The 17,415-nt window shown below is 59.5% G+C and carries 13 protein-coding genes; 7 read left to right on the top strand and 6 right to left on the bottom strand.

The features are described 5' to 3' along the window. Nucleotides 1–102: 102 nt before the first annotated feature. The 6 genes from A4R35_RS14765 to A4R35_RS14790 all read right to left on the bottom strand — a co-directional run bounded on the left by A4R35_RS14765 (nt 103) and on the right by A4R35_RS14790 (nt 8,298). A complete protein-coding gene (locus tag A4R35_RS14765) occupies nt 103–2,109 on the bottom strand; it encodes a protein kinase domain-containing protein (protein WP_112430639.1) in 2,007 nt (668 codons plus the stop codon). A 23-nt stretch (nt 2,110–2,132) separates the two neighbouring features. Beyond that, nucleotides 2,133–3,062 carry a protein phosphatase 2C domain-containing protein gene (locus tag A4R35_RS14770; RefSeq protein WP_189361825.1) on the bottom strand — a complete coding sequence of 310 codons (930 nt, stop codon included), beginning with the start codon at nt 3,060–3,062 and terminating at the stop codon, nt 2,133–2,135. A gap of 170 nt (nt 3,063–3,232) precedes the next feature. Beyond that, nucleotides 3,233–3,823, bottom strand: a complete 591-nt coding sequence (locus A4R35_RS14775) for a response regulator transcription factor (protein WP_112430641.1) — start codon at nt 3,821–3,823, stop codon at nt 3,233–3,235. Nucleotides 3,824–4,641: 818 nt separating this feature from the next. Next, a complete protein-coding gene (locus tag A4R35_RS14780; RefSeq protein ID WP_189361827.1) occupies nt 4,642–5,454 on the bottom strand; it encodes a BON domain-containing protein in 813 nt (270 codons plus the stop codon). Nucleotides 5,455–5,765: 311 nt separating this feature from the next. Beyond that, nucleotides 5,766–6,431, bottom strand: a complete 666-nt coding sequence (locus A4R35_RS14785; protein ID WP_112430645.1) for an SCO family protein — start codon at nt 6,429–6,431, stop codon at nt 5,766–5,768. 10 nt (nt 6,432–6,441) lie between these two features. Further along, a complete protein-coding gene (locus A4R35_RS14790) occupies nt 6,442–8,298 on the bottom strand; it encodes a heme o synthase (RefSeq protein ID WP_112430647.1) in 1,857 nt (618 codons plus the stop codon). Nucleotides 8,299–8,618: 320 nt separating this feature from the next. Here A4R35_RS14790 and A4R35_RS14795 point away from each other — a divergent pair, with 320 nt between their 5' ends. The 7 genes from A4R35_RS14795 to A4R35_RS14825 all read left to right on the top strand — a co-directional run bounded on the left by A4R35_RS14795 (nt 8,619) and on the right by A4R35_RS14825 (nt 17,189). Beyond that, nucleotides 8,619–9,590 carry a cytochrome c oxidase assembly protein gene (locus tag A4R35_RS14795; protein WP_112430649.1) on the top strand — a complete coding sequence of 324 codons (972 nt, stop codon included), beginning with the start codon at nt 8,619–8,621 and terminating at the stop codon, nt 9,588–9,590. 383 nt (nt 9,591–9,973) lie between these two features. Further along, nucleotides 9,974–11,011, top strand: coding sequence for a cytochrome c oxidase subunit II (gene coxB, locus A4R35_RS14800; RefSeq protein WP_189361828.1), 1,038 nt, complete (start codon nt 9,974–9,976; stop codon nt 11,009–11,011). 201 nt (nt 11,012–11,212) lie between these two features. Continuing rightward, nucleotides 11,213–12,898 (top strand): cytochrome c oxidase subunit I, encoded by a 1,686-nt coding sequence (gene ctaD, locus A4R35_RS14805; RefSeq protein WP_112430652.1) that lies wholly within the window; start codon nt 11,213–11,215, stop codon nt 12,896–12,898. A gap of 179 nt (nt 12,899–13,077) precedes the next feature. Continuing rightward, entirely contained in the window at nt 13,078–13,458 is a 381-nt protein-coding gene (ctaF, locus tag A4R35_RS14810; protein ID WP_112430654.1) for an aa3-type cytochrome oxidase subunit IV, read from the top strand. Between the two features lie 226 nt (nt 13,459–13,684). After that, the gene (locus A4R35_RS14815) at nt 13,685–14,302 is read left to right on the top strand and encodes a cytochrome c oxidase subunit 3 (RefSeq protein WP_189361830.1); all 618 of its coding nucleotides are present in this window, start codon (nt 13,685–13,687) and stop codon (nt 14,300–14,302) included. Between the two features lie 244 nt (nt 14,303–14,546). Further along, on the top strand, nt 14,547–15,050 hold the full coding sequence (locus A4R35_RS14820; RefSeq protein ID WP_189361832.1) for a hypothetical protein: 504 nt from the start codon (nt 14,547–14,549) through the stop codon (nt 15,048–15,050). 138 nt (nt 15,051–15,188) lie between these two features. Next, the gene (locus A4R35_RS14825; RefSeq protein ID WP_189361835.1) at nt 15,189–17,189 is read left to right on the top strand and encodes an ATP-binding protein; all 2,001 of its coding nucleotides are present in this window, start codon (nt 15,189–15,191) and stop codon (nt 17,187–17,189) included. Nucleotides 17,190–17,415: the final 226 nt, after the last annotated feature.

Raw genomic sequence — 17,415 nt, forward strand, 5'->3', positions numbered from 1 at the left:
GAGACAGATTCGGTCCTCTCTTCTCCTGGTGTTCGGCTCAGGAGTGGCTGGCGACGATCCTTTCATTCATTGCTGTCTTGTTGATGCTCCAGGTCAGGCTCATCACAGCTGCTTTTGCAGACGCAGCGCCTCGGCGCTGTTGGGATCGCGCTGGAGGGCCTCGCGGAGCATTTGTCTGGCTTCCACCTTTTTACGCATTTTCAGGTAGCACGTGGCCATGGCGCTATAGATCTCGGCTCGCTCGGGATCGCGTTGCCGCGCCTGTTCAAGGGCGCTGAGGGCCTGATTCCACTGGTTGGCGCGCATGTGAGCGCGACCTAACTCATACCAGCCGTCCACGTGTGAGGGGTCGCAACGCGTGGCCTCCTGGAGGACGCGGATCGCCGAGTTGTACTGGCGTGTTTCGCTGTAAAGGCGCCCCAGGGCGAGCAAAATGAGGGCGTGATCGGGATTAATCTTGAGACCTTCGAGCAGGTAGCCCTCGGCTTCGCGATGGTAGCCCTGTTTCATGGCCACCTGCCCTAGCTGATAATAGATGGCGGCGTCCTGGGGGGCAATGCGCTGTGCCTCTTTGAAAGCGGCCTCGGCCTTGGGATAAAGGCCCAGGTCGAGATAGCAGAGGCCGAGCTGGAAGTGGGCATCCAGGGCGTTCTGCCGGTTATTGACCGCCTGGGCGAAGTACTCAGCAGCATGCGTCATGTTTTCATGAAAAAGCTTCTCATCTTTATCGCGCAGGGACTGAGCGTACTGACGATAAGCTCGGGCCAGGCTGTAGAGTACGTCGTAGGTAGGGCGACCCAGGGCCAGCGCTTGCTTGAATTCCTCAATCGCCTCGACGTAGTGCCGGTTGTTGAGATCTTGCAAGCCGCGTCGATAGAAGGCCAGCGGGTCGTTGCTGACCGGGGCACCGACGGAGACGGGACGGGCGCGGATCGGCTGGCGCACGACGCCTGCTGGCAGTGAGGCGTAAGCTTGTGCCTGCAGGCGTACATTGGGGGGGACCGTGGCCGCTCCCTGGAACAGGGGCTGACCATCACGCTTGCAGAATTTGGCCCCCGGGCGGTTCTGCAGGCCGCAGCGGGGACAAATGGGCCCCTGGCCCTGGGGAGCCTGGGGCAGCGACGCCGCTGGTGTGGCTGCCTGTCCACCTATTGCCGGCACCACAATGGTGGCGTTGGGTGAGATCGCCGGAATGTGAATGGTAGCGGGCGCCGCCTGACCAGGCAGACACTGCTGCAAGGCTACTCGCATGGCCTCGGCGCTCTGAAAGCGATGGGCCGGGTCCTGCTGCATGGCTTTGATAATCACCTGCTCGATCGGGCAGATGATGCGCCCGTCTACCTGGATCGTGCGCAACTTCGGATTCCTGGCGCGAATGCTGCCCGGAGCCGGCGTCTGCATCGGCTCCGGCTCCTGGTTGGTCAGCAGGTGATACATGGTGGCCCCAAGCGAATAGATATCCGAGCGGGCGTCGGTTTGAACCAGACGACCGGGGTTCTGAGGTGAGCGCTTCTGGCCCGGAGCAGTAATTGAGCCAAGATGCTCGGGCGAGGCATAAGAGATGGTGCCCAGGTTCTCTGTGTTGGTCCGCTTATTCGGGTTGAAGCGGCGGGCAATCCCAAAGTCGATCAGCTGCACATCGCCCTCCGGCGTGATCATGATATTGCCGGGCTTGAGGTCGCGTAGTATGATCGGCGGGTTACGCGAGTGGATGTAGCTGAGGGCCTCACAGACCTTCATCATCCAGCGAATGACCTGTTCCTCATCGAGCGGCCCCTTGTTCTCTTCCAGGATCTTATCGAGGCTTTTACCGGGCACAAATTCCATGACGAAGTAGTAATTGCCCCGTTCCTGGAAGCTGACAATCAACGAGGGGATATTGGGATGCTTGAGATTGAACATCAAATCAATCTCTTTATTAAAGCGCTCGATGGCGGCTTTGCGCTCCTCCTCTGGCATGGCCGGGTTGATGAGCAGCTCCTTGACCGCGCGATAAAAGCCGGGGCGATCAACCTGCTCGACCTTGTAGACGGTGCCCATCCCGCCTTCGCCGAGCACTTCAACAACGCGGAATTTACCATCGAGAATTGTGCCGATCGGGAGAGCCATAGCGCTTTCTTCCTCAACCGCCTTCAGGCCGCCTCGACGCGCACGACAAGGGCGGTGATATTATCTTCGCCCCCGTGTGCGTTGGCCAGAGCGATCAACTGATCGCAGATGTCCTGAAGGGACTTCTGTTCGCTTAAGGTTTTGCAGATTTCATCATCGCGGACCATTTCCCAAAGCCCATCACTACAGAGAAGCAACATATCGCCAGGCTGCAAGCGCTCCTGAAAGATGTCTACCTCGACCTGCCGGCGGCCCGCTCCTAGCGAGCGATAGATGAGATTGCGCTGAGGATGAGTGTAAATCTCTTCAGGCGAAATCTGGTGAGCTTCGACCAGCTTGGCCACCAGCGAATGGTCTCGTGTCAATGGCTTGAGCTGGCCATGACGCAGCAGGTAGGTCCGGCTGTCACCAACGTTGGCGATGTAGGCTGTGCCCTGGTAAACCAGGGCCGCGGTGACGGTACAGCCCAGTCCCCGGGCCTCTCTTCGCTGCTCGCCGTGGTGGATGATGGCGCTGTTGGCCTGCCTGATGGCGTTCACAAGCCGCTCTTCAACGGAGCGCAACAGCGGCGTCTCAGGTAGTTTGATCGTCAGTCGCGCCTGTTGCTCCGGGGCGGGTGAATGATGAGGAACGGCTTCCTGGCTGCCCCTTACCGCGGGTGCCTCCTCGGCTGGGGGAGCCAGTTTCACGGTCGGCTGCTCTTCTATCGGAGGAGCAAGCTGAATGGTTGGTTGCTCACTAAGCGGCTGGAAAAAGCTGTCGAGGGCCTGGCTGATCGTTTCTACCGCCAGGCGGCTGGCAACTTCCCCGGCGCGGTAGCCCCCCATTCCATCGGCGACGATGAAAAGGGCCACATCCCCCTCTGAGCTAATCCTCCGATAGGCGCAGTCTTCATTCTGTTCTCGTTGCCGACCAACATCGGTTTTATCCGCGGCAAGCAGTTTCAATGGCATGGTCGAATACCTCATGCAGGCGGGCTTTTCTGCCTGTATTTCACTGTTTGTTTACTATAGCATAACTCATATTTATGGGGGAGGTGAAAGGCACAGACCGCCTCTACCTACGTCATTTAAAAAGGGTTCAGGAAACTCTCATTACTGTATCATCTAGCCTTGACACTAGTCTATACGTGGCATGGATGCGAAGGTTGTAGCCCGGGGGCGGAGAGGTAGGAGCGCGGCTGCTGGTCCAGGGTCCACCACAGAAGAGCAGCCAGCGCAATCGCCAGACCTATTCCCGCAAGGACCAATTGCCCCATCAGGCCAACAATGACCAGAAGCAGACCCGCAGCCGTTGCCAGCGGGCAAAAGCTCGTCTGATGGCTCACGGCCTCTGCGACCACAGGCTGGGCCGTGAGCCGCTCTTTGATTAATGCATAGAGAAAACGTGCATCGAAAGGCTTACGTACGTAAAACGTAGTTTCATCTCGCGGAAACCAAGGCGTTTCCCAATCCCAAGACAAGGCGATGGCTGTCGCTCCGGCAAACTGCGGTTGAGCGCGCAGGATCTGCAGGAGAGAAGCATCTTGCCTGCGACCGGTATCGATGTCTATGACCAGAAGTGCTGGTTGATAATCAGGTGAGAGAGAGGGCCAGTGCTGGGGATCGGTCGCGATGACCGAGATCCCTTGTTGTTGCAAGCCCAGGGTGATCAGGCGCCGTAGGGAGGCTTCTGCCTCGATCAACAGGACGGTTTGGGTGGGCGAATCTGCCATTGCTCTCTGGCCTCCTACTCAGCGGCGGCTTGTCATGGACAGTCATGAGCAGAGACTGGTTTCCTTCCTGCAGAGTGGCCTCCTCTGTGGCAGCCTCTCTACGGGCAGACTATGATCTCCCCTGTCAAGATACTACGCTATGATCCCAAGCGATCTAGACATGAGCCTGCAGCGGCGCCTTTCTCTTCTCCTCGGCTATAGCCGCGGGCCAGCCGAAGTGGACCTGCCAGGGGCTATCGCCATCCCCCTAAAGGATACGTTTCGGTCTGGCGAGCGGTTACAGAATGTTGAGTTGAGAGGGAGTCTGGCCCCAACAGGCGAAGGTCCGATCTCTGTCTTCGCGGTCGCAAGTGCTTTTGCATCCGGCAGAGCAAGATGGCCTAAGCCGGCCAGGTGAGCAGAGGGAGTAGCGGCAGGCCGCTGCGTCTATTGCTCCCGGGAAACAAAGAAAGGAGGCGAGCAAAAGCAACCGCTTTTGCTCGCCTTGCTTGCGTCGCCTCAGCTCAAAAAGAATCTCCAAAACGACTGGCAGTCTGGCAGCCAGGCCTAGTCGTTGGCATGAGGAAAACAGGGCCAGGGCTATCGATTAAGCACAGAAACCCTCTCCCTGCTATGTTCTCGCTCGTCCCGCAGGGCCGGATGAGCGACTGATTTGACTGGCCAGTAAAGTCACTGGCCAGATAGACGGGTCCTATGATCAGCTGACAGGTGCGTTCAACACCCAGGCTAAGCCGGAGGCGAGAGATGGAGTGGGGAACGGGTCGGACAGCCTTTGAACGGCCAAAGAAACATCCCCCGGCCCGGAACCGAGACCGAGACTAGCCCTTTCCGACTTTCCCCTTTGTGCGACCCAGCTCGCCTGGGATATCCTCATTCAGGCCAATGTGGTTCACCACTACACGCACGCCAGGGATCTGGATCAGCTCATCCTCCAGCAGGTACTTCATCTGGCGCGTAGGCACTTCGCCGTAGAGGTGAAGGACATAGTTTTCAACCAGCACCCGCAGGTCTGTGGCGCCCTCCAGCTTGCCCGCCTCTTGTAGCTTAGCAATGCGGCGGTTGGCCTCGTTGAGGATGGCATCCTCAGCGATAATGAAGTTGCGCACATCGATCACATGGGGCAGCTTACGAATCTCTTCCTCGATAGCCTGCTTCTGAGCCTCCAGCTCCACCTTACCGTAGAGGGCCAGGACCACACCCTCCTGCTCTACCTCCACGTTGACCGGGTGGGCACTCCAGGCCAGATCTCCACGCACCACCAGGCGATCGACAATCTCCTGGGCCTGCTCGCGCACCGCCTCGGCTAGCGGACTGACCTCGCCCTCGGCGGTGCCGACACCGAAACCGGGGTAGGCCTCGGCATGAGCATGAGCCTGCGGGTCTTCCAGTCCCCAGCCGACGATCCCGATGAGCGTGCCCAGCGCACCAAGTAAGGCCAGCACCGGCGTCTGATCGATGATCAGCAGGCCGATGAAGGTCACAAAGATTGACACGCTGGCGATCAGCGGCCAGTAGCTAGGAATGGGCAGGTGATGCTCTCCTGCCCCCTCATGCTCCTCCTCATAGGCCGGGAGGAGCGTGGCGGTCAGGTCACCTGTCGAGAGATTGATGCCTTGCAGGTGAGTTTCCATACTTATCGCATCTCCGCGAAATCTTTCTACTGCAGAATAAATAGCGTACGAGCGCGGACAGATTGCAAGAGTCCCCTCCTTTTCTAAGGATAGCAGGAGAGGAAGGTTCTTGCAAGCCAGGCCCCACAGCTTCAGGCTTTCAGACAGGGGCCCCATCCTCTCCATAGCTCTTCTTTTGGGCGCGGCGTCTTGCCCTGCCCTGGCCTGTCTGCTGCCGCCAGTAACGCCGAACCTCTCCCGTCCTGTTGTCTGCCTGGGCCTTGACTCCGGCCTGAAGAGCGAGCCTGGCTGGCTGGCTGGCTGCGCTGGCACTACTCCTTAAGCAGTATTTTCAGGTCGCTCGTTAGCTGAGATGGGTCGAAGTCATCGCTCAGGAGGACGCGCTCACGCCCCTGTTTATCCAGCACATAGAGCACGGCAGTATGGGACACCGAACCGCTGCTACTATTGGCGGTAGCCGCCTCGGCATCGATACTATAAGCGCTCCAGATAGGCGAGAGAGCTGAGCGCGAGCCGATCAAGAAGTGCCAGTAGGCGGTCATCTTGTGCGTATTCGAAAAGGCCAGAGCGGCGGACTGGGTATCGCCTACCGGGTCGACGCTTACAGCCAGGACCGCCACGCGCTGGGCCTCGCTGCCGAGCTGCTGCATGACTGTATGCAGCTTATCGGCGGTCAAGGGGCAGACCGTTGGGCAGTGAGTATAGAGAAAGGTGATCACCACCGGCTTCCCCTTGAACTCTGCCAGTGAGACGGAATGGCCGAACTGATCTGTGAGCTGGAAACCAGGGGCAGGTCGACCATCCAGCAGCGTCCCCTGCAGCCCAGAGCTGTTAGCGGTGGGCTGAGCTGCAGGCTGGCCGCTGGCGCTCCCTCCCTGGCCGGCCCGCAAGTTCAGCACAGCCACCACGAGGACCACCAGCAAGGCCATTGTCAATACCGAAAGGCGTGAAGCCAGACGCCAGTTCAGCCACCTCACGGCTCAGCTCCTAATGGAAAATGACGCGATCCAACACCATTGCAGCGAAGATCATCGCCAGATAGCAATTAGAATACCAGAACAATGTGCGGGCCCAGCGCCGGGAGTGTCTCTCCCAAAGCAGGCGCAGAGCCATATAAACCAGGATGCCCCCCAGTACCAGCGCTGCCGCCAGGTAGAGGTAGCTCATCGCCCGCATGGCGAAGAGCACCAGGGTCACTGCCAGCAACAGCAGCGAGTAGAGGAAAATCTGCTTGCGCGTCTCCTGCTCGCCAAAGAGAACCGGAAGCATAGGCACATGGGCCTTCTCGTAGTCTTTCTCGATCAAGAGCGAGAGGGCCCAGAAGTGGGGCGGTGTCCAGTAGAAAATGATGGCGAAGAGCCAGATCGCTGGCAGCGAGATCGTACCAGTAACCGCCGCCCAGCCGACAAGGACAGGAACAGCGCCGGCGGCCCCCCCAATGACGATATTCTGCGCCGTGGTGCGTTTCAGCCACATGGTATAGACACCCACATAGAAGAGAATGGCACCACAGGCCAACACTGCGCTTAGCAGGTTCACAAAGAGGGCCAGGATCAAGAAAGAGGCCACGCCCAGCGCGAGACCGAAGATCAGGGCCTGGCGTGGCTGCACGCGCCCGGCGGGAAGAGAGCGCCGCGATGTGCGGGACATGATGCTGTCGATATCGCGGTCGTAGTAACAGTTAATGGCATTGGCGCTGCCCGCTGCCAGAGCGCCGCCCAGTAAGGTCGCCACTGTCAAGCCCAGTGGGGGCAGGCCCTGGTAGGCGATGGCCATCGCCGCCGCGGTTGTTCCCAGCAACAGCACCGTCACATGGGGTTTCATCAGGTCGATGTAGCCCGAGAGCGTCTGGCGCAGGGGGCTGACGCTCTCGCGTGCAGCGGCCTCAGCGGCCTCCAGCCGCTCCAGCTCGGCGCCCTGGGGAGCAGCGCGCAACTGGCGAGCGGCCAAGACGGCCAGGAGGACCAACAGGCCCCAGACGGCGCTTGCCACCGCCAGGTGCAAGCCGCGCATAAAGGTAGCCGCATCCTGATTGGAAATGCTACCGAAATGCAGCGAGCCACTGCCGAGCAGGGGAATGGTGCCGCCAATCAGGGACTGCAAGACAAAGAGCAAGGCGGCAGCTACAGCCACGCGAGCCTGTCCGGGGGCGACCTGGCGCCGACGCCAGGCCGTATAGAGGGTCCAGGCCACCACCAGTCCTACAATGGTCGCGATCAGGCGGTGGAGGGTATTAATATCTCCGAGGCGCGCCATGCCGGGAAGCGTTTGCCCGCACAGGGGCCAGCTCGTGCAGGCAAAAGTCGCCCCGCTGCCAACCACGTAGGAGCCGCTCAGCATCAACCCGTAAACCAGTAAGGCCGTTGTCAGCGCCAGGCGCAAGAAACGACGGGTCTGAGCCGGATGCTCCTGGCTGGGAGAGGGCTGGCCGGCCATCACCGCGATCGTAATCACCGTCGCGAAGATAGCCAGAGCCGTCGCCAGGTGAGCGGTAATAATCTCGGGGGGCAGCTTCCAAAGCACCGTCAGCCCTCCCAGCACAATCTGCACTACCAGCAGCGCGGGAGCAATCAAAGCAGGGATCAGTACCTGCCGCTCCTTCCGGGCCCACAGCAGGGCGCAGATGGCCAGGGCTACAATCAAGGCGCTCACAATCGAAGCCGTATAGCGGTGCGACTCCTCAAGCAAGGTACGGATATTGGGGAAGACGAAGGGCCGGCCATAGCAGAGTGGCCAGTCCGGGCAGCTCAGGCCGGCGTCGTTGACACGCACCGTTCCCCCCAGTGCCACCAGAAAATATGTGAAACCAACCGCGACCCATGCGATACGGCGTATAATCTTCATAACAGCTACAGGCTCCCGATCAAGAGTCTCTACAGGTAAATAATAGCCCACTCAGTCCAGTCAGCTCAGAACACTGTCAGTATTGTCAAACCTGAACCTGATACTGTCCTTACAGGCAAAGAGGCGTACCTTACAGTTACCTGAACGCTGTTGTCGCCGCTGCTTTCCCTTGCTATAGTATCTTAAGAGCAGTTTGGCGGCAGGCGAGCCAAGCACTGTTCGAAATTATCGGACGAAGGGCAGGGCCGAGGAGTAGAGAAGGCCGAGTCGCTCCTCTGGTTCCCTTCGAGGCTGCAATCAGTGCGCAATGGAGCGGGGCAATGGACTTCTGGCTGAGAGCCTGGCATTTCATCCCTTCTGTAGTGGTCGGCTGCGTGGCGATTACTGTCCTCTATCTCTACGCCATTGGGCCGCTGCGCAGACAGTACGATCTGGGGCCGCCAGTTCAGCCCAGCCGGGTGATCGTCTTCCTGCTGGGAGTAGTGATCATCTTTCTGGCCCTGGTCTCGCCACTTGATGAGCTGGGGGATGACTATCTCTTCAGCGCCCATATGGTGCAGCACCTGCTCATCACCTTGGTGGCTCCGCCGATGATGTTGTGGGGCATACCTGGCTGGCTCCTCACTCCACTACTGCGCAACCGCCTGCTGTTCAGACTGGCCAGGGTGCTGACCTTACCCGTTGTCACTTTCTTTCTCTTCAACGCAGATATCTTTCTCTGGCACGCGCCGCCGCTCTACGACGCTACCCTTGAGAATGAAGGTATCCATGTTCTTGAGCATGTAACCTTTATTGCCTTCAGTTTTCTCTTCTGGTGGCCGGTCTTGAGTCCACTGGAGGGCGAGCTGGGACCGCTGCCTTTGCCTGGCCAGGTGCTCTATCTCTTCCTCAGTGGCATGCCGATGGTTTTACTGGGGGCTGGATTGACCTTTGTGCCACCGCTCTATGCTCCCTACCTGGCGGCGCCGCGGATCTGGGGGATCTCAGCGGCCACAGATCAGCAGCTCGGCGGACTGATTATGTGGGTGCCGGCCAATATCCTGGTGATTGTGCTGATGAGTGTCCTCTTTATTCGCTGGATGCTGGAGCAGGAGCGACGTCAGGAGGAACGCGAGCGTTTGGCCTGGCAGCGAGAAGAGGAAGAGGAGCGGCTGCGAGCGCTTGAGCAGAGCAGTGGTGAGGCTGGTACTGGCCGCCACAGCGAGGGTGTGAGCGAGAACGAGAGCCGGGGGACGGATGTCAGCCTGTCATCGTCTACCAGGGGCGAGCGTCCTGGCGAGCAATCGCCTTGACAGCGACCGAAAGCTGACGGGGCGAAGTCTGCCCTGCGGGAGAGCTGCATTCAGGTGGCTGTAAGGTTCCCTTTCGGTCCTGCAAGTTTCCTGTCAGGGAAGGACGCTAGACTGATCTGCCAGACTGGGCCTGCTCTGTCGCCTTACTTCCGCTGCGCGCGGGGCGCAGGGGCAAGAGTAAGTCATCGGTTCGCTGGTGCGCCGGCCAGCGGGCCAGTGGCAGTGCGAGATAAGGCCGGCCTCTGACTGGTCAGGCTGGGTCGACAATGAGGAGGAGGAAAGGCAGGCGAGCGGAGAGGCCCGCGCTCTGGTTGAAGGCTCCCGCGGGGCGGCCCTATAATTATCTAGAGCGCTAATCTGTGTCTAATTGAGGAGTGCGAGCAGTGAGGATACCGTTATTTCGAGGGAAAATACGTTGGGGGCTGCTACCCCTGGCGTTGCTCTTATCCTCGCTCCTGTTCGCCGCCTGTGGCGGCAACCCCTCGATCCTCAACCCGGCGGGGCCGGTCGCCCAGGAGGAGGCCAATCTCTTCTGGTTTATCCTGGGTGTGGCCACCTTTGTCTTTGTGGTTGTCGAGGGGATTCTGATCTGGTCGATCATTCGCTTCCGCGAGCGTCCGGGGATGCCGACGCCGCGTCAGATTCATGGAAACACGACGCTGGAGATTGTGTGGACTGTGGCGCCCTCGATCTTCCTCTTCGTGGTGCTGGTCTTTACGATCCGCACGATGTTCCAGGTCGATACCATCCCCACAGGTGGGCAGCAGCTAGAGGTCACGGCAGTCGGCCATCAGTGGTGGTGGGAGTTTGACTATCCGACCCAGAAGATCATTACCGCTGATGATTTGGTGGTGCCGACAGGGACCGTGGTCCATGTCAAGCTCTATTCGAACAATGTGATCCATAGCTTCTGGGTTCCCAATCTGACGGGCAAGACCGACGTCGTGCCTGGCCACGACAACGAGAAGTGGTTTAGCGTCGATAAGCCCGGAACCTACCACGGCCAGTGCGCCGAGTACTGCGGCCTGCAGCATGCCAACATGGCCTTTAATGTGATTGCGCTGCCGCCGGACCAGTTTGCAACCTGGGTGAGTGGCCAGCAGCAGGCGGCGGCTAATAATCCGCAGTATGCGCGCGGGCTGGCGCTCTTCAAGTCGAAGGGGTGCACGGCTTGCCACGGGATCGTAGGGGTCAACCTCAACGATTTCAATACGCAGCCGCAAACGCTGGTCGGCCCCAATCTGACACACTTTGGAAGCCGTGATTTAATCGCCGGCGGCGTGCTCAAGAATACGCCTGAAAATCTGGCGAAGTGGTTGCATGATCCGCAGGCGGTGAAGCCGGGGAATGATATGCCCAACCTCGGGCTGTCCCAGTCCGAGATCAATGACCTGGTGGCCTATCTAGAAAGCCTGAAGTAAAACAATAGTAGTATAGAGAATGGCTTTTTCGAAAGGCCATCGGGCTGATGAGCGCCTGGGGGGGCAGTCAGGCTATCAGCCAGGGGTGAGCTGATCAGCCGCTGGGCGATGGCTCTGCCTGCCACCGCTGAGCCTGTCAGGGAGAGGGCTGGTCTCCCCGGTTTGCCTGCAGGGGCTGATTGGATATTCGGAGGATTTTCCATGGCAACCAGTACCATTGTTGAGCGTCCTGCTCTGGTCCGACAGAAGCGCTTCAGCGAGACATATATTGGCCAGTGGCTGACGACGACCGATCATAAGAAGATCGGGATCATGTACATGGTCACGGCCTTCTTTTTCTTCGTGGTCGGCGGGCTGGAGGCATTGCTGATCCGTACTCAGCTAGCGCTGCCGGACGGCAAGGTGCTCGATCCCCAGACCTATAACGAGATCTTTACGATGCATGGCACCACGATGATCTTCCTCTTCGTGATGCCGATGTTCACAGGTCTCGGTAACTATGTAGTGCCGCTGATGATCGGGGCGCGTGATATGGCCTTCCCGCGCCTGAATGCCTTTGGCTACTGGATTGTACTCTTCGGCGGCCTCTTTCTCCAGTCCAGCTTCTTGTTCCATGCGGCACCAGACGGCGGCTGGTTCGCTTATGCACCTTTGACTGAGTGCGGCGTGCAAGGGGTGAACTGTATCCCGGCGACGCCCTCGATCAATATGGATTTCTGGGCTTTGGGCGTGCTGCTGCTGGGCATCTCCTCAATTGCGGGCGCGTTGAACTTTGTGGTGACGATCTTCAAGCTGCGCGCGCCTGGCATGACGATTAACCGCATGCCGCTCTTCGTCTGGATGACGCTGGTGACGTCCTTCCTGCTGCTTTTTGCTCTGCCCAGCTTGACGGCGGCCTCGGGCTTGCTGCTGCTGGATCGCCATCTGGGCACGCACTTCTATCAGGCGGCCTTCAATGGTGACCCACTGCTGTGGCAGCATCTCTTCTGGTCCTTCGGCCACCCCGAGGTCTATATTCTGATTCTGCCGGCTTTCGGTATCGTCTCGGAGGTACTGCCGGTCTTCTCGCGCAAGCCGATCTTTGGCTATACCTTCGTGGCCTGGTCGGGTGTAGCCATCGGTTTCCTGAGCTTTACGGTCTGGGCGCACCATATGTTCGCCGTGGGTCTGCCGGTGGTGGCTCAGGCTTTCTTCGCCACGAGCACGACCCTGATCGCTATTCCGACGGCGGTCAAGATTTTCAACTGGTTGGCGACGCTCTATGGCGGTAAGCTTTCGTTCAAGACGCCGATGCTTTTCGCCCTGGGCTTTGTCGCCATGTTCTTGATCGGCGGCCTTAACGGGGTGGCGCTGGCGATCGTGCCGTTCGACTATCAGGTGACCGATAGCTACTTTGTGATTGCGCACCTGCACTATGTGCTCTTCGGCGGGGCAGTCTTCGCTATCTTCGCGGCCATCTTCTACTGGTTCCCGAAGATGACGGGCAGGCTGCTCAATGAGCGCCTGGGCCAGATCCAGTTCTGGCTCATGTTGATCGGGGTGAATGTGACCTTCTTCCCGATGCATATTCTGGGTCTGCTCGGGATGCCGCGCCGTATCTATACCTACGCTCCCGATCTGGGCTGGAATGAGCTGAATCTGCTGGAGACGGTCGGCGCCTTTATTATCGCAGCGGCTATCCTGGTCTTCTTGTTCAACTTCGTGACAAGCCTCCGCCAGGGTCAGCCAGCGGGCAGCGACCCCTGGGATGCCTTCACGCTGGAGTGGGATACGGCTTCTCCGCCGGAGCCATACAACTTTAAGACGATCCCGGTGGTGCGCAGCCGCCGCCCGTTCTATGATAAGAAGAATCCGGAGACGGCAGACTGGAAAGTGGCCGTCCATTGAGGGCAGGGCGCTGGTGAGCGCCTGCGGGTTGTGCCGGCTTCCGACTGGAGTCCGGACTGACCGACTGTGCTTCTGGCGGTGCGGTCCGATGGCGGAAGCCGGCGCGCCCCCCGCTGGGGAGGGCTATCTTGCCTGTCTCTGGATGAGCTGGCCCGGCGATCGGACGAGAGAGGCATACTGTGATTAACGAGGAAGAGCAGAAGGATAGGTCTCCAACTCAGGATGGGGGCCTGCAAGGTCAGGAGGAGGAGAAGAGAGAATCAGGCAATCCTGGGAGCACCGGGGTGCCGCAACAGCTGCAGAGTGAGAGCGGTGAGACGATGCAGGTGGGGGAGGAGAAGCCGCAACCGGAGACTGCCGAAAAGACCGGTGATCCGCCCCAGGGTCGTCCGTCTCGCGCGCGGGTTCCGCACAGCCCTCATCCCAGTCTCTGGCCCTTCGTGCTAGCTCTGGCCATTGCGCTGGTCTGTTTGGGTGTGGTAACTCATCCGGCGGTGCTGGTGGTCGGCGCTTTGCTGATCGTGGTGGCCGCCGTCGGTTGGGGCCTGGAGCGCTATTAGGTGAAGAGTCGCGGCGCAGCATGGCTTCTTCTTTCGGCTGCTTGATGTGCTCTCGCGTAACGCCTGTGCAGGCATGCGCTGGACGCGCTGTCTATCTACCTATCGCTGGCCGGTATCTGGCGCTGGCGATCTTGCTCGTGTTGGTTGCATGCCGAGAGGTTGCCAGGCAGCAAGATCACCTCTGTTTAGCTTCTTGGAGAGAGAACAGTCAGGAGAATTTCGGGGTATGAGTGTTGCCTATCGCGAGGGGATACCTGCTCTAGAGCAGGTGCATGATGAAGGTGGGCGCAGCCTCGGCTGGTGGGGCATGATGTTTTTCATCGCCTCGGAGGCTCTGATTTTCGCTAACCTGATAGCCGCCTATCTCTATCTGGAGATTCGCCAGGGTGGCCACGGCTGGCGCCTGCCTAGTGAGATCTGGTATCCGCTCATCAATACGATCATTCTGCTGGGAAGTAGTGCGCCCATTCACTATATCGCTGCCAGGGGCATCGAGAAGGGTAACCAGCGGCGCCTGATCTGGGGCTTGTTGGCTACAATAGTAATGGGTGCTATTTTCCTGGGAGGCCAGGTCTACGAGTATAGCTCGCTCATCAGCGAGGGCTTCACGCCGCAGAGCCAGCTCTTCGGATCGGCCTTCTTTACGCTCACTGGCTTCCACGGCTTGCATGTGACCGTTGGGCTGATCTTCTTGCTGATCGTCTTCGTGCGTGCTTTGAACGGTCACTTTACGAAGGAGCGGCATTTCGCTTTCCAGGCCGGCGAGATGTACTGGCACTTCGTTGATGCGGTCTGGATCTTTGTCTTTAGCATAGTCTACCTGCTCCCACTGTTGCGCGGTTAGCCGAGAGTGGCAGACAAGCTGCGACGATGATGCTCGCGGCCTGAGCTGGCTCGCTGGCTGGCTCATAGAGAGCTGCATCCAGGATCAGACCAGGCCGATCCGAGCGAGACCTCGGCAGCGTTGAGCAGGCTGATGAGCAAGGGCGTTCTGGCGACTGGTGAACCCCGCTGAGAACGCCCTTGCTTGTTTGATGCGTAACCCTTCCGATGATGTGATACAATTAGAGACGTGGGACGAAAGAAAGATGCCCGCCCACGATCGTCTCCCGATCGTTAGCGACGTGCTGATTGGACCGGCGAGCTTTGGAAAGGAATCGCCACTCATGGGAGAGGTTAAGCATAGCGGTAGCCTGTCTTCGCACAGCATCGACGCGGGTACGCAATCGCCACGGGCGAGAAAGCGCATTATCCGCAATTGCTCGGTCTGTACTCAGCGCATTCCGCTGGAGGCCATTGCGGTCACGGAGCCCGAAGGCGCGCCCGAGCCGCGCCAGTCCTGGGTGTTGTGTCGCGATTGCTATCGTGCTCTGCTCGCTGAGATGAGTCGCTCGCCGGTGCGTTCACCCCTGCGTCTGCGCATTGCGCTGGGTCTGGTCGCCGCTGAGCGTCGCCCGCCTTCTGCTTCGTCAGCTCCTCATATTCGTCGCTTTGTCCATGATCATCGCGCCATTATGTTTATTGCATGGACGCTAATCATTGGCATGCTTTTGCATCTTCTGTTGATTGTGGGGCTGGCCAGTCTGCACTAGTCTTCTCTGCTCGTGCTCTCGCTTCTAGCAGCGACACTGTCCTTCAGGTGGGCAGGCCGTCTTGAACCTTGACCGCCTTGCTAGAATATTCATGAGTACTCATCGATCGTGCCAGCAATGCGGAAAGGTGTTCGTTTCATGGAGCGCGCCGCCAGAGATGGGGCGGACATGGCCAGCGTTGACCGTCGCTCTGCAGAGTATATGACGTTCCTTGCCTGCACGGCCTCTGATGCTTCTCTCCCTTGGGCATCGACTACCTCTGCGCTGATGCCCTCTACCGCGCAGGCGATCCTGGCAGCAGTGGCGGAAAATCTCCATAGTGGCTTGTTGCTTTTGAACCAGCACGAGCGGTTGGCCTGCGCGAATAGGCGGGCAGGCGAGTTGCTAGGCTGTGAAGCTCATGAGCTGGTTGGCGAGTCAACAGTGGATGTACGCGCACGTCTGTTGGCGCGGGCTGCCGATCCCCAACGCGCTCGGGAGGCCCTTGATCGTCTCTGGGAACGCTCTGAGCAGGAGATGTCGACAGATCTGGCTCTGGTTGATGCGGCGGTCCGCTGGCTACGTGTGCACAGTTTTCCTATCCACGGCGCCGAAGGTCGCTTATTGGGACGGGGCCTTCTCCTGGAGGATATTACCCTGGAGCGTGAGGCTGCTCAGGCCCGCTCGGAGGCTCTGGCCCTGGCTGCCCATGAGCTGAAAACTCCCCTGGCGATTATTAAGGGGTGTGCGACAACCCTGCTCGGTTCGTCGCGCCGCTGGGATGCGGCTGTGCAACGTGAAATGCTGGAGATGATCGATGCCCAGGCCGATCGCTTGTATGAGATTCTCAATACTCTTGTAGATGTGTGGCGGCTCGATAGTGGAACGCAGACGCTGCATCTGGCGCAAGTGCAGTTTGAGGAGTTGCTGCGTCGCCTGGTGGAGCAGCGCGAGCGTTCGGCTCCCGGCCATCGCTTTATTCTGCGCCTGCCTCCTTCTTTACCTCCAGTGCCGTGCGATCCATTGCGCATAGAGCAAGCACTCAATCATTTACTGGATAATGCCGTTCGCTATTCGCCTGGTGGGGGAACGATTCGCCTGGAGGTGGAGGCCGAGGGCGCTGAATTGCGCGTGAGTATTACTGATCAGGGCTTGGGGATTCCGCGAGAGCATCTCGAGCATATCTTTCAGCGCTTCTATCGCTTGCCGCGCGAAGAGGCTGAGGGTGAAGAGGAGGGCAGCGGCCTTGGACTGGCGGTGGCGCGGGCGACCATTGAAGCGCATGGTGGGCGCATCTGGGCCGATTCGCCTGGCCCAGGTCAGGGGGCGACGTTCTCCTTCACGCTGCCACTGCAGGCAACGGGAGAGCTTGCGGCTGCTGGCCCGACAGCGGAGACGCTGCCAGCCTTGGCTTCCGCGAGTGCTCCGGCTCACAGTCAGGGGCCGACCCTGCGCCGCGAGCGCCTGGCGTCCGTCTTGCTGGCTGAGCAGGATGCGCGCATCGCTCGTTACCTGCGCGCCCATCTGGAGGAGCAGGGCTGCCAGGTACAGCTGGCAACCCATAGCGCCCAGTTCTTCCGCCTGCTAGATCTGCAGGAGCCGGACCTGATCTTGCTGGCTGATCTGTCGGATATTACGGCTTTGGAGCTGCTGCGCCGTCTGCGCGAGTTCGCCGAGACGCCGGTGATTGCTCTCTGTACTGCTGGTCATGAGGAGGAGGGGGTTCGCCTGCTCGATGCTGGCGCGGATGATCTGGTCTATAAGCCTTTTCATCTGCGGGAGCTACTGGCTCGGGTGCGCTGTCGCCTGCGTCGGCGTGGTCGGGAGAGTGCTGCGGAGGCCAGGTATCAGCGTGTCTTCCGCACTGGCGATTTGGTGATCGATTATGCGCAGCATCAGGTCTTTGTCAATGGGCAGCCGGTGCAGTTGAGTCGCACAGAGTATCGCCTGTTGAGTACGTTGGCGCAGCATGCCGGCATGGTGATGACGCATGAGCTGCTCCTCGAAAAGGTCTGGGGGCCGGAGTACAGCCGTGAGATAGATTTTGTTTGGGTCTATATCTGTCGTTTGCGACGCAAGATTGAGCCGGACCCGCGCCATCCGCGCTATATTCTGACGGTGCCGGATGTGGGTTATAAGCTGGCCCGCCTGTCCGGTTGAGTCCGGCTCGTTGCTTACTCCTGCTCTTGCTTGTCTTCTCTCCTCCCTCCTGGCCTTCGCTTGAGCTTAGGACGGTTCAGGTTGCCTGGCCGCGACGCCTGTTTTTTGTGTCATTCTCTGTCTGCTCTCGTTCCCTCTCTCTATCCCTTTCTGCTTCTTGCCCCCTCTCCTGAACTTGCTCGCTGACCGATGGCGGTAACGTCGGGCGTCGCGCTGGCTGAGCCGG

Source organism: Thermogemmatispora tikiterensis (assembly GCF_003268475.1).
In the GTDB taxonomy this organism is placed as follows: domain Bacteria; phylum Chloroflexota; class Ktedonobacteria; order Ktedonobacterales; family Ktedonobacteraceae; genus Thermogemmatispora; species Thermogemmatispora tikiterensis.

What these genes read in the sequence shown, in the direction of transcription:
- A4R35_RS14765 (WP_112430639.1), bottom strand. Translation starts at nt 2,109, where the DNA reads ATGGCTCTCCCGATCGGCACAATTCTCGATGGTAAATTCCGCGTTGTT.
- A4R35_RS14770 (WP_189361825.1), bottom strand. Translation starts at nt 3,062, where the DNA reads ATGCCATTGAAACTGCTTGCCGCGGATAAAACCGATGTTGGTCGGCAA.
- A4R35_RS14775 (WP_112430641.1), bottom strand. Translation starts at nt 3,823, where the DNA reads ATGGCAGATTCGCCCACCCAAACCGTCCTGTTGATCGAGGCAGAAGCC.
- A4R35_RS14780 (WP_189361827.1), bottom strand. Translation starts at nt 5,454, where the DNA reads ATGGAAACTCACCTGCAAGGCATCAATCTCTCGACAGGTGACCTGACC.
- A4R35_RS14790 (WP_112430647.1), bottom strand. Translation starts at nt 8,298, where the DNA reads ATGAAGATTATACGCCGTATCGCATGGGTCGCGGTTGGTTTCACATAT.
- A4R35_RS14795 (WP_112430649.1), top strand. Translation starts at nt 8,619, where the DNA reads ATGGACTTCTGGCTGAGAGCCTGGCATTTCATCCCTTCTGTAGTGGTC.
- ctaD (WP_112430652.1), top strand. Translation starts at nt 11,213, where the DNA reads ATGGCAACCAGTACCATTGTTGAGCGTCCTGCTCTGGTCCGACAGAAG.
- A4R35_RS14815 (WP_189361830.1), top strand. Translation starts at nt 13,685, where the DNA reads ATGAGTGTTGCCTATCGCGAGGGGATACCTGCTCTAGAGCAGGTGCAT.
- A4R35_RS14820 (WP_189361832.1), top strand. Translation starts at nt 14,547, where the DNA reads ATGCCCGCCCACGATCGTCTCCCGATCGTTAGCGACGTGCTGATTGGA.
- A4R35_RS14825 (WP_189361835.1), top strand. Translation starts at nt 15,189, where the DNA reads ATGGAGCGCGCCGCCAGAGATGGGGCGGACATGGCCAGCGTTGACCGT.